The sequence below is a fragment of the Ruegeria lacuscaerulensis genome (genome assembly GCF_013034685.1).
Taxonomy (GTDB): domain Bacteria; phylum Pseudomonadota; class Alphaproteobacteria; order Rhodobacterales; family Rhodobacteraceae; genus Ruegeria; species Ruegeria lacuscaerulensis_B.
On sequence record NZ_WQGO01000004.1, the window covers coordinates 314,690 to 327,300 of the forward strand.

Below are 12,611 nucleotides of genomic sequence, written 5' to 3' on the forward strand. Positions count from 1 at the left end.
AAAAATGATTTCAACAGGTGATACGCTGCCCGACGCCACACTGACCCAGATCGGTGCGGAAGGCCCCGAGGAGGTCCGGATTTCCGATAAAACAAACGGGCGCAAAGTGGTGATATTTGCCGTCCCCGGCGCGTTCACGCCCACCTGCCATTCGGCCCATGTGCCCAGCTTCATGCGCACCAAGGATCAGTTCGATGCCAAAGGCGTGGACGAAATCATCTGCCTGTCGGTCAACGACCCCTTCGTGATGAAAGCCTGGGGCGAGGCCACCGGCGCGTCAGATGCGGGACTGACCATGCTGGCAGATGCCGCGTCCGAATTCACCAAGGCCATCGGCATGGATTTCGACGCTCCGCCGGCCGGGCTGATCGCGCGCTCGAAACGCTATGCGATGCTGGTCGAGGATGGCAAAATCACCGCGCTGAACTTGGAAGAAAGCCCCGGCGCGTGCGAAATCTCGGCTGGTGAGGGTCTTTTGGACGTCATCTGATCCGGTTTGGCCCCGGTTCTGTCGGGGCCTTTGCCCTATTTAACTTGATAGATACCCCTGAACGGCAAATACTCGGCCTAGTTGTTCAGGGAGTCCTTTTATGAAGCTCAAGTCCATTACCCTATGTCTGGGCACAGCAGGCGCACTGGCCGCGTGCGGCCCTGCCCCCACACCACAACAACAAGCCGCCCGCCAACATGAGATCGCCTGCCTCAGCGGCACGGTCGGCGGCGCGCTATTGGGTGGCGTCATCGGCAATCAGTTTGGTGGCGGGTCCGGCAAGACGATCCTGACAGCAGCAGGGGCTGCCGTCGGCGGGATCGAAGGTCAGAAATTCGCGTGCTGAGGGGGACATCATGAAACTTGGGATTTTGACACTTGGCCTGACCCTTTTGGCTGGGACCGTTGCGGCCGAAACGGTAGCAGAGCTGCATGAGAATGAATTGAAAGCCATCGACGCCAACAACGATGGATTTCTGTCAAAGGATGAGTTCAACGCTTTTTCCGACTATGCGTTTCAGGCGATGGACGAAGACAAGAACGGCACTCTGGGGTTAGACGAAGCCAAGCCCTTTCTGGACATAAAGCAATTCCAAAGCGTTGACCGCAATCAGGATAACATTATCTCTCGGTCAGAGTTCGATGCGCAGATGAACGACGACTTCACGTCTGCCGACAAAGACGGGAACGGCCAGTTGGACTAGGGCCGCCCGAACCCGACAGGAGCGTATGATGAACAAATGGATATCGCTGGGTGTTCTGGGTCTGCTAGCGGCTTGCGACGTGCCGCAGGCGCCGATTGTGACAGGACCAGACGGCCAGCAACGGATTCAGATCAATACCAGCGGGATGACCTGCTATGATACGCGCTGTCTGTATATTGACCCGGCGGCGCGGTCGGTGCGGTCGAACGGCCTGCGCACGACGCGCATCCCCGGCAATATCGACGTCAGCAGCGGCACCGTCACGCCGGATGAGTTCCGTCAAATGGGTGTTGCCGCCTCGCTGGCGGGTGGCGTCGGCTCGGCAAGCGACCGGGGTTAAACCAGACTGTCCATCTTGCGGGCCAGCTTGGCGTCCAGCGCCGACAAACCGCCCACATCATGGGTGGACAGTGTCACCTCGACCCTGTTGTAGACATTGAACCATTCGGGGTGATGGTTCCATTTCTCAGCAAAGATGGCCACTTGGGTCATCCAGCCGAAGGCCTGGACAAAATTCTTGAACGTGAAGGTCTTGGTGATCGCATCCCGGCCTTCAACCATGGTCCAGCCGGTTTGAAACAACGGGTCCAGAAGGGGGCCGCGCGTTTCGGTCGACAAAAGTTCGGTCATTGCTGTTCCTCCGGGTTCGCTTTTCTGAACGGGCCGTAATCCGTCAGAATCTCGATCTCTTCTCCCACTGCGTGGGCCTCGGCGTCCAGATATTTTCGGATCGCGTCCGCAAAGCCAGGGTCGTTGACCCAATGCAGGCTGTGCGTGCGCGTTGGCAGATAACCGCGGGCCAGCTTGTGTTCCCCCTGCGCCCCGGCCTCGACCCGAGACAAACCCTGCGCGATGGCGATGTCGATCGCCCTATAATAGCACAGTTCGAAATGCAGACAGGCATGGTGCTCGACGCAGCCCCAATGGCGGCCATAAAGCGTTTCGCGTCCGATGAAGTTCAACGCGCCTGCAATCGGGTATCCGTCACGCTCGGCCAGAACCAGCGCCATGTCGTCGGCCATGGTTTCATGGGCAATGTCAAAGAATTGACGTGTCAGGTATGGCATCCCCCATTTGCGCGAGCCTGTGTCCTGATAGAACCGCCAAAATGCGTCCCAATGTTCGGGCCGCAAGTCGTCACCGGTGAGCGTGCGGATTTCTCCACCAAACCCACAGGCCTGCGCGCGCTCCTTGCGGATATTCTTGCGTTTGCGCGACGAGAGCGCCGCCAGAAACCCGTCGAAATCCGCATATTCATCATTCAGCCAGTGAAACTGCTGCGAATGGCGCACCATCAGACCCATTTCTTCACCCGCTTCGGCCTCGGCCTCGGTGCAGAAGGTCGCGTGGATGGATGAGACCTGATTATCCGCCGCCAGTTGCACGGCACCTTGTACGAGGGCCGACAGCCCGACGCCCTCATAGCCGAGCCGCACCAGAAACCGTCGCCCCGTGGCGGGCGTAAACGGCACCGCGATTTGCAGCTTGGGGTAATAGCGCCCACCCGCATTTTCGTAGGCATGCGCCCAGTTGTGGTCAAAGATATACTCGCCCTGAGAATGCGACTTGGCGTACATCGGTGCCGCCCCGATCAGCATCCCGTCCAGATAAGCGGTCAGATATTGCGGCTGCCAACCCGTGCCCCGCCCGACCGAGCCGCTGTTTTCCAACGCCAACAAGAACCGATGCGTGGTAAATGGATCCAGTGGACGACCGCCATCGGCCGCCTCGGGGCAGGCACAGCTGTCCCACTCTGCCGCAGGGATTTGCGAGAGCGACCCCAGTACCCGAACCTCGATTTGCGCCTGATCCATGTGCCCTCCGCGTCTTGTCTTTATCTGTGACGGATGGGGTGGGGTTCAACCCGGATGGGCGGCCAAATACCCTTCGAAGGTCACATTATCGGCAACCTTGCGGGCCTCTGCCTCTTGTTCGGGCGAGCGGATGGTCCAGCACAGGATCGGCACGCCCTGCGCCTTCAGCGCAGCCACGCGGGGGCGCGACAAGTCTGCGGCCTCATGGCTGATAAAGCCGGCCCCCACCCGATCGAAATCGGGGATGTCGCGCAGGTGGTCACAAACCGCTTGCGGCAAATGCTCAATCTCGGGCTGGTAGGAACAGGTGGTGATCCCACGCGGCAGATGCGGTGCCAGCCGTGCCAGTTCAGCGACCGAGTTGGGGTTGAACGACATCAGCGCCACCGGCCCGTCATAGCCTTGCAACGCGCGCACCGTATCCGCCTCGAGCGGGCCGACATTGGGGCCCATCGCCCCATCCTGATCCTTCAGCTCAATCAGCAGGGGCACTTGCCCAGCCACGATTGCAAGCACCTCGTCAAAGGTCGGAATGCCGTCCTCACCGTGCAAAAGCCGCGTGGCTTGCGCCTCATCCGCCGTGATCTGCTGGATCGGACCGGATCGGCCGGTCAGCCGCGTCATGTCATAGTCATGAAACACCATAGCCCGGTTATCGCGGCTGCGTTGCAGGTCGATCTCGATCCCGTAACCGGCCTCGACAGCCGCGCGAATGGCCGCCCGGCTGTTTTCCGGGCGGTTGTCCGAGAGGTCATGCAGGGCCCGATGCGCAATCGGGGCCTGCAAGAGCACATCAGGTAGGGCAGGTATCATGCGACCTCGAAGATGCCTTCGATCTCGACCGCGACACCCAGCGGCAACGCAGCGGCACTGACAGCCGAGCGCGAGTGACGGCCCGCTTCGCCCAGCGCCTCGACCAGAAAATCCGAGGCCCCGTTGATCACCTGCGGCTGCGCGGTGAAATCTGCGGTCGAGTTCACGAACCCGGTCAGCTTGATCACGCGCACCAGCTTGTCGATATCGCCACCACAGGCCGCCTTGACCTGCGCCAGTAGGTTGATTGCGCAAACCTTGGCCGCCGCGGCACCCGCTTCGACATCCATGTCGTCGCCCAGCTTGCCGGTGATCATCGTGCCGTCGTTCGAGATCTGGCCCGAGACATAGACGATATTGCCCACGCGCACGAAGGGCACATAGTTGGCGGCGGGTGCAGGTGCGTCCGGCAGGGTGACGCCCAGGCTGTCCAGTTTGGCTGCGATGCTCATGTGATACTCCTCACCTAAATTCGACTCGGACGGACGCTAACCGGGATAGCGCGGATCGAAAAGCATGAAACCGGCAGTTTTATGGTTAGCCGCGCAGTAAGCATAACTTCTCTTGTTCGGGACTGTTGAACTTGGGTCACTTTACGTTGACCACTTGTCCGGGTTACATGCTGAGTGTTTCAATCTATTTGAGAAACACCTATGTGACATTGAATTGCGCCGCTTGTTGCGGTCGAAGACAGTATTGATTGAACGTCCAGGCATATTCATTCCTGACGTGTTGGAGTGGCAAAGACCGTGTTGAGCAAAGTCAGCTTGAAGCCTCTGATCCTTGTGTCCCTGGTGGCAACTCTTGGTGCCTGCGCCACGCGCCCGCCTGCTGACGCCCCTCCCGGAGAGGTCTTTGACCCCTATGAAAAGACCAATCGGGGTATTCACGACTTTAACCTCGGCGTTGACCGCTTTCTGTTCCGACCCGCGTCAAAAGGCTATGTGAAAATCTTCCCCGATCCGGTCGTGACCAGCTTCAGCAATTTCGCCGAGAACCTGACCTTGCCGGGACAGGCGCTGGACTATCTGTTGCAGGGCAACCTGAAACAGTCGGGCAACGCATTGCTGCGCTTTGCCATCAACAGCACTGTAGGCGGGGCCGGGTTGTCCAAACCCGCAGACGAGCTGAACCTGCCGCCTGTCGATACTGATTTCGGCGAGACCCTGCATGTCTGGGGCGTGGGCGAAGGCGCCTACGTCGAATTGCCGTTCTATGGTCCCTCGACCCAGCGTGATGCGATTGGTGTTGTGTTCAACCTGTTCTCGAACCCGATCAACTTTTCCCCGGTGCGCCCGGTCGACAATATCGGTGTTTATGCCGAGGTGGTGCGCCGCATGGGCGATCGAGGCCGGTTCTCGGACACGGTGGACTCGATTCTGTATGAAAGTGCCGACAGCTATGCGCAGGCACAAACCATCTACCTGCAAAACCGCCGTTTTGAACTGGCGCGTGATGACGAAGACGCCTATCTGGGCCTGTATGACGACCCCTATTCCGTAACCGGGACCGACCCGGTCAGGGACCCCTATCTTGACCCTTACGAGGACCCCTATGCCGAGTAATCTGATGAACCGACGCGGTTTCGTCGCCACCGGCCTGGCCGGGGCGCTGATGACCGCCCTGCCCGCCTACGCCCAGACCGAGGCCAGCGCGAAGGCGCTGGTGGTCAGCGTGGTGGATGACATCAACCGCGTGATCGCTTCGGGCAAATCCGAAAACGCGATGATCCGCGATTTCGAGAAGATCTTTACCCAATATGCCGACGTGCCAATCATGGCGCGTTACGTACTGGGTGCCGATGGCCGCTCGGCCAGCCCGGCGCAGTTGCGACAATTCACCAAAGCCTTTCAGGGCTATATCTCGAACAAATATGGCCGCCGCTTCCGTGAATTCATTGGCGGCCAGGTTACAGTTCGCAACGCCCGCAAAATCAAGGCTGGGTACGAAGTACGCACCTCGGTCAAGCTGCAGGGCTCGTCCCCGTTTGAGGTGACTTTCCTTGTATCCGACAAATCGGGCCGAGACCGGTTCTTCAACATGTTTATCGAAGGGGTGAACATGCTGCTGACCGAACGGACCGAGATTGGTGCGATGCTGGATGCCCGTGGTGGCGATCTGAACCGGTTGATCAAGGACCTGAACAAAGTCGGTTGAGCGTCTTTAAAAATGCAAGCAGCGCCGCGCAACCTTTTGGTCGCGCGGCGCTGTGCGTTTAGTTCAGGCGTTCACCGGTTTCCTGAGCAAAGTAAGACACTTTGCTCATGTCGAAGGCCAGATTCAGCATCTTGCCCGCCTGCGCGCTGGTTTCAGCGTGCAAACGCGCCGTGACCTGCTTGCCGCCCAGCTCCGAGACCACATAGGTGTCGGCCCCTGCGGGTTCGACCATGTCGACCAGACATTCAGCCTCTTGCACGCCGTCGCCGGCGCGGAACCCGGCTTCGGCGATGTCTTCGGGACGCAGGCCCAGGATGACATCCTTGGGAAGCGCCAGATCGCGGGCGTCGTTCAGCACCAGTGTCTCACCACTGTCGCGCGCGATGGCGATCTGGGTCCCCGCTCCGTTCTTATGCGCCTGCGCCGGAATCAAGTTCATCGCGGGCGAGCCCATGAAGTCAGCAACAAACAGGTTGGCCGGGTTGTTATAGATCTCGGCCGGTGTGCCGATCTGCTGAACGACTCCACCTTTCAGCACGACGATCTTGGTCGCCAGTGTCATCGCCTCGATCTGGTCATGGGTCACGTAAACGATCGAGGCATCCAGCGTTTGGTGCAGCTTCTTGATCTCGGTCCGCATCTCGACCCGCAGCTTGGCGTCGAGGTTGGATAGCGGTTCATCGAACAGGAACAGCTTGGGATCGCGCACCAGCGCCCGACCCATTGCCACACGCTGACGCTGACCGCCCGATAATTGGCTGGGGCGGCGGTTCAGCAGAGGTTCGATCTGCAACAGTTGGGCGACCTCTTTCAGCTTGGCATCCTGCGTCGCCTGATCGACCCCGCGCACTTTCATGCCAAAGGTTATGTTCTTGGCCACGGTCATGGTCGGGTACAAAGCGTAGGACTGGAACACCATCGCGATGTCGCGGTCCTTGGGGCTGACATGGGTCATGTCATTGCCCCCAATGGACAGGGTGCCGCCAGTGATCTCCTCCAACCCGGCAATGCAGTTCAGCAGGGTGGACTTGCCGCAGCCCGAGGGGCCGACGAGCACCAGGAAATCGCCCGGCTCGATCGAGATGTTGATGTCCTTCAGAATCTCGGTCGCACCGTAATTCTTATAGAGTTTGTTGATATCAAGGATGGGTGCCATGGGTCTTATCCCTTCACAGAACCGGCGGTCAGGCCGCGTATGAAATACTTACCGGCAACGACATAGACGAGCAGCGTCGGTAGCCCCGCGATAATCGCGGCGGCCATGTCGACGTTGTATTCTTTCACGCCGGTGGTGGAGTTTACGATGTTATTGAGCGCCACTGTCACGGGTTGCGTACCCGCCTGGCTGAACGACACGCCGAACAGGAAGTCGTTCCAGATCTGCGTGAACTGCCAGATCACGGTCACAACGATGATCGGCAGCGACAGCGGCAGGAAGATCGACCAGAAGATCCGCAGGAACCCGGCCCCATCAACGCGTGCTGCCTTGGTCAGCTCGGACGGGATGGTGACATAGTAGTTACGGAAAAACAGCGTGGTGAAGCCCAGCCCGTAGATCACATGGACAAAGATCAGGCCCGGAATGGTCCCGGCGATCCCCATCATGCCCAACAGGCGCGCCATCGGCAGCAAAACCACCTGAAACGGGATGAAGCAGCCAAACAGCATCAGCGAGAAAATGATGTTCGCGCCTTTGAACCGCCAATGCGCCACGACATAGCCGTTCAGCGCACCCAGCAGGGTCGAGATGGCCACTGCAGGCACCGCGATGAGGACCGAGTTCCAGAAATATGGCCGCAGGCCCTCGCACTGAATACCGGTACAGGCACCGGACCATGCGGTTTTCCAGGCATCAAAGCTGACCTCGCGCGGTAAAGAGATCAGGGACCCGGTGCGGATTTCCTCAAGGCTTTTCAGCGATGTGGTCAACATCACAAACAGCGGCATCAGGTAATACAGCGCAAACAGGCCCAGCAGGACGTACAGCAACCAACGCAGGGCAACTTTGCCAACGGCACTTTGGCTACGGGGTTCGGTTTGGGATTGGGGCATCGACAGATCAGTCATTTTTCGCCCTCAGCTCTGAGTAAAGATAGGGAACGACGATGGCAAAGACGACCAGCATCATGATCATCGCGGACGACGCCGCCTGACCAATATCGCCGCGCGAAAACGCCATGGCGTACATGTATGTGGCTGGCAGATCGGTTGCGTAACCGGGGCCACCACCCGTGAGGGCGATGACAAGGTCAAAGCTCTTGATCGCAAGGTGGGCCAGCACGATGAAGGCGGACAGGAAGATCGGGGCCATCGACGGGATGATGATCGCCGTGTAGATGCGCCATGTGGGGATACCATCGACCTGGGCTGCCTTGATGATCTCACCATCCACCGAGCGTAGACCAGCGAGGAACAGCGCCATGACGAAGCCTGAGCTTTGCCAGATCGCGGCCATCACGATGGTGTAGATCGCGTAATCGGGGTTCACCAGCCAGTCGAACTCGAAATTGGTAAAGCCCCAGCCCTGCACCATGGATTCGATCCCCAGACCGGGGTTCAGTATCCACTTCCACGCGGTACCGGTCACGATCATCGACAGCGCCATCGGGTACAGATAGATCGTTCGGATGGCCCCTTCGACGCGGATCTTCTGATCCAGCAGAATGGCCAGCAGCAGGCCCAGCACCATCGCGATCACGATGAACAGCGCACCAAAGATATAGAGGTTGTTGATCGCCGTATCCCAACGGGGTGAGTCAAACAGGCGTTCATATTGAATGAAGCCTTTGATCTCGTATTTCGGCAACAGTTTCGATCGGGTCAGCGACACCCAAGCCGTCCATCCGATAAAGCCGTAGACAAAGATCAATACGGCAATGAACGACGGTGCCAGCACCACCTTGGGCAGGTGGTTTTCCAGCCATTCGGACATGATTTCCTCCGGGGAAAAATGCTCTGCCCCGTCAGTATAGGGGGCAGAGCGATTTGGATCAGTAGCTGTTGGCCACTGCCGCCGCCAATTGCTGAACCGCGTCAGCCGACGACATATCCGAGTTGAAATGCGCGGTCACAACATCCGTGATCGCACCAGACTGCGAGCCGCGCAGCGCCATGCCGTGGGCATAAGACGGCAACAGCGAGCCTGCATCCGAGGTCGAACCCATATCTTCGGCCGACAAGTTGGCGCAGATGTCAAAGTCATCCAGTGCCACGTCGGTCCGCGCGGGGATCGAGCCTTTGTTCAGATTGAACACTTTCTGGAAGTTCGGCGCGACGATCAGCTTGGCCAGCAGGTCCTGACCGGCTTTCTTGTCGTCACCTTCCACGTCGAACATGGCAAAGCTGTCGACGTTGTACAGGTAGCCGTCACCGGGGGTCGAGGCACACAGGAAATCCTCGCCGGGCTTTTTGCCCGCCGCCAGGAACTCGCCCTTGGCCCAATCACCCATGATCTGGAACGCCGCCTCACCGTTCATGACCATCGCGGTGGCCAGGTTCCAGTCGCGGCCTGAGAAGTTCTCGTCCACGTAGCCGCGCAGGGTGCGCATCTGGTCAAACACCTGCACCATCGTGTCCGAGGTCAGCGCCTCAGGGTCCAGATCGACCAGCGCTTTCTGGAAGAACTCGGGGCCGCCAATGCCCAGAACCACGGTTTCAAAAACGGTCGCGTCCTGCCATGCCTGACCACCATGGGCAAGCGGGATCACACCTGCGGCTTGCAGCTTGTCTGCGGCAGCGTTGAATTCGTCCCACGTGGTCGGCATCTCGATGCCATTTGCGGCCAGAACGTCGGCGTTTGCCCAGATCCAGTCAACGCGGTGTACGTTCACCGGCGCAGCGCACCACGTGCCCTCGCATTTCATGTGACCAGCGATCGAGGCGGGCAGAACGTCGGCCCAGCCTTCGGCCTCGGCCACGGATGAGATATCGGCCAGCACGCCTTCTTCATACCATTCCTGAATGGCCGGGCCTTTCAACTGAACAGCAGTCGGCGCGTTGCCCGACAGAACGCGAGCGCGCAGCGCGGTCATCGCGGCATCACCGCCGCCACCGGCCACGGGCATATCGGTCCAGCTGCCACCATTGGCCGCGAATTCCTCTTGCAGGACGGCAACTGACTTGGCCTCACCACCCGATGTCCACCAATGCAGAACTTCTGCCTGGGGGCCCGCCAACACCGACGATCCGGCCACAACAGCCAGCGTCGATACGGTGGCAAATGCAAAACGTTTCATTTCTTGTCTCCTCCCTGAGAACCTAAGAGGCTGCCGCAGCAGCGATGTCGGCCATACTGGGGCGCACGGGCCGTCTGGCAACTTGGAATCCGCGCCAAACCCGTGCGTCAGACCAATTTTTCACCGCTTCTGTTACAGCGTGTTACGTTGACATTGAATCTGTTTCCGTTCGTTACAATTGACGATGTCAGAGGGGCCACAACCGGGGAGGACAGACATCATGAGCATTCCGCGACTGTTGGTGGTGGATGACGACCTCGAGATGCGGTCGATGATGACTCAGTTCATGCAGCAAAACGGGTTCATTGCCCTACCCGCCCGATCGGAATCCGAAATCCGTGGGCATCTGGGGGCGGGCCGCATTGACCTGATCTTGCTGGACGTGATGCTGGGCGATGAAAACGGCGTCGAGATCTGCGCCCGCCTGCGCGCCGAACAGGATGTGCCGATCATTCTGGTCTCGGCCCTGTCAGCCGACCATCAGCGCATGGCGGGGTACGAGGTCGGGGCCGATGACTATATCGCCAAGCCTTTCAACCCGCAGCTTCTGCTCGCCCGCGTGCGGGCGGTGATGCAACGGGCGCGGCGGTCATCGTCGCTGGCCTACCGCCGCCGCATCCACAGCTTCCGCTTTGACGGCTGGCTCTATGACGGCAAACGCGATGAGGTGCATTCGCCCGAAGGCTATTTGGTGGCGCTGTCCCAGCGTGAGACGGCGTTGCTCAAGGTTCTGCTTGCCAATCCGCATATCCCCCTGACAAGGGATGAGATCGTCGCCGCGCTGGATGTCACCGGCGGCTCCGACAAACCCGAGGCGCAGGGCCGCGCCATCGACATGCTGGTTGGGCGGTTGCGATCGAAAATCGAAGCCAACCCGAAGGACCCGCAGATGCTGCGCACCGAACGCGGCGTCGGCTATGTTTTTGCCGCTGACGTGTCGGTGCAAGAGGAATGACACTGCGCCTGCGCAATCTTGGTTGGCTCTGGGTGATCTCGGCCTTCGCAACGGGGCTGGTATCGGCCAGCCTGTGGTTTGCTTCGGCCCGTGCCTGGAATCAGTTCCTAACGCAATCCTTCGTCGCGGGGTTTACCGTTTACGAAGACCTGCGCACCGGGATCGCTCCGGCCGCTCCGCTGTCCATTTCGCCCTTGTCACCGGCGGATACCGGGCTGGCCGATATGGGAGAGTTCCAGCAATTGCCTGGGTCTTCTGGCCGTCGGTTCCTGACCAACCTTTCGATCCTGACCGACAGTTCAGCGCCGCTCAACGGGCGTGAATTGACGCTGGCGATCCTGTCCGATCGTCTCGTGTATCCGGTGTCGGATATCGTGTCACGCAGTGATCAGACCGGGCCTGAGAAGATGGGCAACCTGACCCGGCTGCTGGCCACCTATTGCAGCGAACCGATCCTGATTGCGCAATTCGGGCGCGGGCCGTGGTACCGCGTGGATGGCACCGGGATCTGGGGCTGTGGCGCAGCGCCGACAGATCTGCGCCTGCCCGCGATATTGCTGGGCATCGTGGCGCTGGCGGTCCTTCTGACCTCGGTCGGCAACGTGTCCGATACATTCACCCGGTTTGCCCATGCCCTGCGCGACCGTCGGAGGCGTGGAGGCCCCGACAGCTATGACGCCGACGGGCCAACCGAGCTGCGCGATATCGTGTCTGCGGTGAACGCCCATCTAGACGCCGAACGCGCCTTGCTAGAACAACGGGCCACGGTCTTGTCGGGTGTCAGCCACGATCTAGGCACCCCCGCAACCCGCGTCCGGCTGCGCGCTGCGTTGATCGCCGATGACGAGCTGCGCGAAAAGCTGGAAGCGGATGTGGACCAGATGACCGGCATGATCGAAAGCGTTCTGACCTACACGCGTTCAGAACTGAGCGTCGAGGAACCGCGCCAGATTTCTCTGACATCCTTGGTCGAATCTGTCGTCGCCGATTATCAGGACATGGACCTGCCGGTGACGCTTCAGAATGTCGACCCGGTCGCGGTCGAGGGTGCTCCGTCCGTTTTCATGTCCCGCCGCGGGCATGGGACGCTGCTGGAAACCCGACGCATGTTGGTAACGGGTCGACCCATTTCGCTGAAACGAGCATTGACCAATCTGATCGACAATGCGCTGAAATATGGCCGCCACGCCGAGGTTCAGCTGGAAACCGACGCGCGCACCGCGACAATCACCGTCGAGGACAAGGGCAATGACCTGACTGTGGACGAAATCGAAGCCCTGATGGCCCCGTTTCAGCGCGGATCAAATACCGGCTCGTCAGACGGGTTTGGCCTGGGTCTGACAATTGCGGCCACAGTGGCTGACCAGCATGGTGGTGGGCTGCATTTCGAGGCCGGGGATCAGGGGCTGCGCGCCCGATTGACGATCACGCGGCAGTAATCTG

At 59.8% G+C, this 12,611-nt stretch carries 16 protein-coding genes; 8 read left to right on the plus strand and 8 right to left on the minus strand.

Annotation, left to right across the window (positions count from 1 at the left end):
- Positions 1-4: 4 nt before the first annotated feature.
- From GOV80_RS12695 to GOV80_RS12710, 4 genes are all read left to right on the plus strand, one after another.
- Positions 5-490 (plus strand): peroxiredoxin, encoded by a 486-nt coding sequence (locus GOV80_RS12695; RefSeq protein WP_170785180.1) that lies wholly within the window; start codon positions 5-7, stop codon positions 488-490.
- 100 nt (positions 491-590) lie between these two features.
- Positions 591-836, plus strand: a complete 246-nt coding sequence (locus GOV80_RS12700) for a glycine zipper 2TM domain-containing protein (protein WP_170772870.1) — start codon at positions 591-593, stop codon at positions 834-836.
- A 10-nt stretch (positions 837-846) separates the two neighbouring features.
- On the plus strand, positions 847-1,194 hold the full coding sequence (locus GOV80_RS12705) for an EF-hand domain-containing protein (protein ID WP_170772871.1): 348 nt from the start codon (positions 847-849) through the stop codon (positions 1,192-1,194).
- 28 nt (positions 1,195-1,222) lie between these two features.
- On the plus strand, positions 1,223-1,534 hold the full coding sequence (locus GOV80_RS12710) for a hypothetical protein (protein ID WP_170772872.1): 312 nt from the start codon (positions 1,223-1,225) through the stop codon (positions 1,532-1,534).
- Here the strand turns inward: GOV80_RS12710 and GOV80_RS12715 are convergent.
- From GOV80_RS12715 to GOV80_RS12730, 4 genes are read right to left on the minus strand one after another with little or no spacing between them, the layout of a single operon-like run.
- Positions 1,531-1,824, minus strand: a complete 294-nt coding sequence (locus GOV80_RS12715; RefSeq protein WP_170785182.1) for a 4a-hydroxytetrahydrobiopterin dehydratase — start codon at positions 1,822-1,824, stop codon at positions 1,531-1,533. The two genes, GOV80_RS12710 and GOV80_RS12715, sit on opposite strands and share 4 nt — an antisense overlap.
- The gene (locus GOV80_RS12720; protein WP_170785184.1) at positions 1,821-3,008 is read right to left on the minus strand and encodes a GNAT family N-acetyltransferase; all 1,188 of its coding nucleotides are present in this window, start codon (positions 3,006-3,008) and stop codon (positions 1,821-1,823) included. Before GOV80_RS12720 ends, GOV80_RS12715 begins: the two co-directional genes overlap by 4 nt.
- A 45-nt stretch (positions 3,009-3,053) precedes the next feature.
- Complete coding sequence (locus tag GOV80_RS12725; protein WP_170785186.1) at positions 3,054-3,821, minus strand: glycerophosphodiester phosphodiesterase family protein; 768 nt, start codon at positions 3,819-3,821, stop codon at positions 3,054-3,056.
- Positions 3,818-4,273: a RidA family protein gene (locus GOV80_RS12730; RefSeq protein ID WP_170772876.1), complete on the minus strand. Its 456-nt coding sequence runs from the start codon at positions 4,271-4,273 to the stop codon at positions 3,818-3,820. The genes GOV80_RS12725 and GOV80_RS12730 overlap by 4 nt, the downstream gene beginning before the upstream one ends.
- 300 nt (positions 4,274-4,573) lie before the next feature.
- Here GOV80_RS12730 and GOV80_RS12735 point away from each other — a divergent pair, with 300 nt between their 5' ends.
- A complete protein-coding gene (locus GOV80_RS12735; protein ID WP_237215815.1) occupies positions 4,574-5,386 on the plus strand; it encodes an MlaA family lipoprotein in 813 nt (270 codons plus the stop codon).
- Positions 5,376-5,978: an MlaC/ttg2D family ABC transporter substrate-binding protein gene (locus GOV80_RS12740; protein WP_170772878.1), complete on the plus strand. Its 603-nt coding sequence runs from the start codon at positions 5,376-5,378 to the stop codon at positions 5,976-5,978. The genes GOV80_RS12735 and GOV80_RS12740 overlap by 11 nt, the downstream gene beginning before the upstream one ends.
- Before the next feature lie 58 nt (positions 5,979-6,036).
- Here the strand turns inward: GOV80_RS12740 and GOV80_RS12745 are convergent, their stop codons facing one another.
- The 4 genes from GOV80_RS12745 to GOV80_RS12760 are packed head-to-tail and all read right to left on the minus strand — an operon-like array spanning position 6,037 to position 10,213.
- The gene (locus GOV80_RS12745) at positions 6,037-7,134 is read right to left on the minus strand and encodes an ABC transporter ATP-binding protein (RefSeq protein ID WP_170772880.1); all 1,098 of its coding nucleotides are present in this window, start codon (positions 7,132-7,134) and stop codon (positions 6,037-6,039) included.
- Between the two features lie 5 nt (positions 7,135-7,139).
- Positions 7,140-8,045 (minus strand): carbohydrate ABC transporter permease, encoded by a 906-nt coding sequence (locus tag GOV80_RS12750; protein ID WP_170785188.1) that lies wholly within the window; start codon positions 8,043-8,045, stop codon positions 7,140-7,142.
- Complete coding sequence (locus GOV80_RS12755; protein ID WP_170387762.1) at positions 8,038-8,910, minus strand: carbohydrate ABC transporter permease; 873 nt, start codon at positions 8,908-8,910, stop codon at positions 8,038-8,040. The genes GOV80_RS12750 and GOV80_RS12755 overlap by 8 nt, the downstream gene beginning before the upstream one ends.
- A gap of 58 nt (positions 8,911-8,968) precedes the next feature.
- A complete protein-coding gene (locus tag GOV80_RS12760) occupies positions 8,969-10,213 on the minus strand; it encodes an ABC transporter substrate-binding protein (protein ID WP_170785190.1) in 1,245 nt (414 codons plus the stop codon).
- A 220-nt stretch (positions 10,214-10,433) separates the two neighbouring features.
- Here GOV80_RS12760 and GOV80_RS12765 point away from each other — a divergent pair, with 220 nt between their 5' ends.
- Entirely contained in the window at positions 10,434-11,168 is a 735-nt protein-coding gene (locus GOV80_RS12765; RefSeq protein ID WP_170785192.1) for a response regulator transcription factor, read from the plus strand.
- On the plus strand, positions 11,165-12,607 hold the full coding sequence (locus GOV80_RS12770; RefSeq protein ID WP_170785194.1) for a sensor histidine kinase: 1,443 nt from the start codon (positions 11,165-11,167) through the stop codon (positions 12,605-12,607). Before GOV80_RS12765 ends, GOV80_RS12770 begins: the two co-directional genes overlap by 4 nt.
- The last annotated feature ends 4 nt before the right edge of the window (positions 12,608-12,611 follow it).

Excerpts from the sequence above, each read along its gene's own strand:
- GOV80_RS12695 (WP_170785180.1), top strand. The coding sequence starts at position 5 with ATGATTTCAACAGGTGATACGCTGCCCGACGCCACACTGACCCAGATC.
- GOV80_RS12730 (WP_170772876.1), bottom strand. The coding sequence starts at position 4,273 with ATGAGCATCGCAGCCAAACTGGACAGCCTGGGCGTCACCCTGCCGGAC.
- GOV80_RS12740 (WP_170772878.1), top strand. The coding sequence starts at position 5,376 with ATGCCGAGTAATCTGATGAACCGACGCGGTTTCGTCGCCACCGGCCTG.
- GOV80_RS12700 (WP_170772870.1), top strand. The coding sequence starts at position 591 with ATGAAGCTCAAGTCCATTACCCTATGTCTGGGCACAGCAGGCGCACTG.
- GOV80_RS12725 (WP_170785186.1), bottom strand. The coding sequence starts at position 3,821 with ATGATACCTGCCCTACCTGATGTGCTCTTGCAGGCCCCGATTGCGCAT.
- GOV80_RS12705 (WP_170772871.1), top strand. The coding sequence starts at position 847 with ATGAAACTTGGGATTTTGACACTTGGCCTGACCCTTTTGGCTGGGACC.
- GOV80_RS12765 (WP_170785192.1), top strand. The coding sequence starts at position 10,434 with ATGAGCATTCCGCGACTGTTGGTGGTGGATGACGACCTCGAGATGCGG.
- GOV80_RS12760 (WP_170785190.1), bottom strand. The coding sequence starts at position 10,213 with ATGAAACGTTTTGCATTTGCCACCGTATCGACGCTGGCTGTTGTGGCC.
- GOV80_RS12770 (WP_170785194.1), top strand. The coding sequence starts at position 11,165 with ATGACACTGCGCCTGCGCAATCTTGGTTGGCTCTGGGTGATCTCGGCC.
- GOV80_RS12720 (WP_170785184.1), bottom strand. The coding sequence starts at position 3,008 with ATGGATCAGGCGCAAATCGAGGTTCGGGTACTGGGGTCGCTCTCGCAA.
- GOV80_RS12745 (WP_170772880.1), bottom strand. The coding sequence starts at position 7,134 with ATGGCACCCATCCTTGATATCAACAAACTCTATAAGAATTACGGTGCG.
- GOV80_RS12715 (WP_170785182.1), bottom strand. The coding sequence starts at position 1,824 with ATGACCGAACTTTTGTCGACCGAAACGCGCGGCCCCCTTCTGGACCCG.
- GOV80_RS12755 (WP_170387762.1), bottom strand. The coding sequence starts at position 8,910 with ATGTCCGAATGGCTGGAAAACCACCTGCCCAAGGTGGTGCTGGCACCG.
- GOV80_RS12750 (WP_170785188.1), bottom strand. The coding sequence starts at position 8,045 with ATGACTGATCTGTCGATGCCCCAATCCCAAACCGAACCCCGTAGCCAA.
- GOV80_RS12710 (WP_170772872.1), top strand. The coding sequence starts at position 1,223 with ATGAACAAATGGATATCGCTGGGTGTTCTGGGTCTGCTAGCGGCTTGC.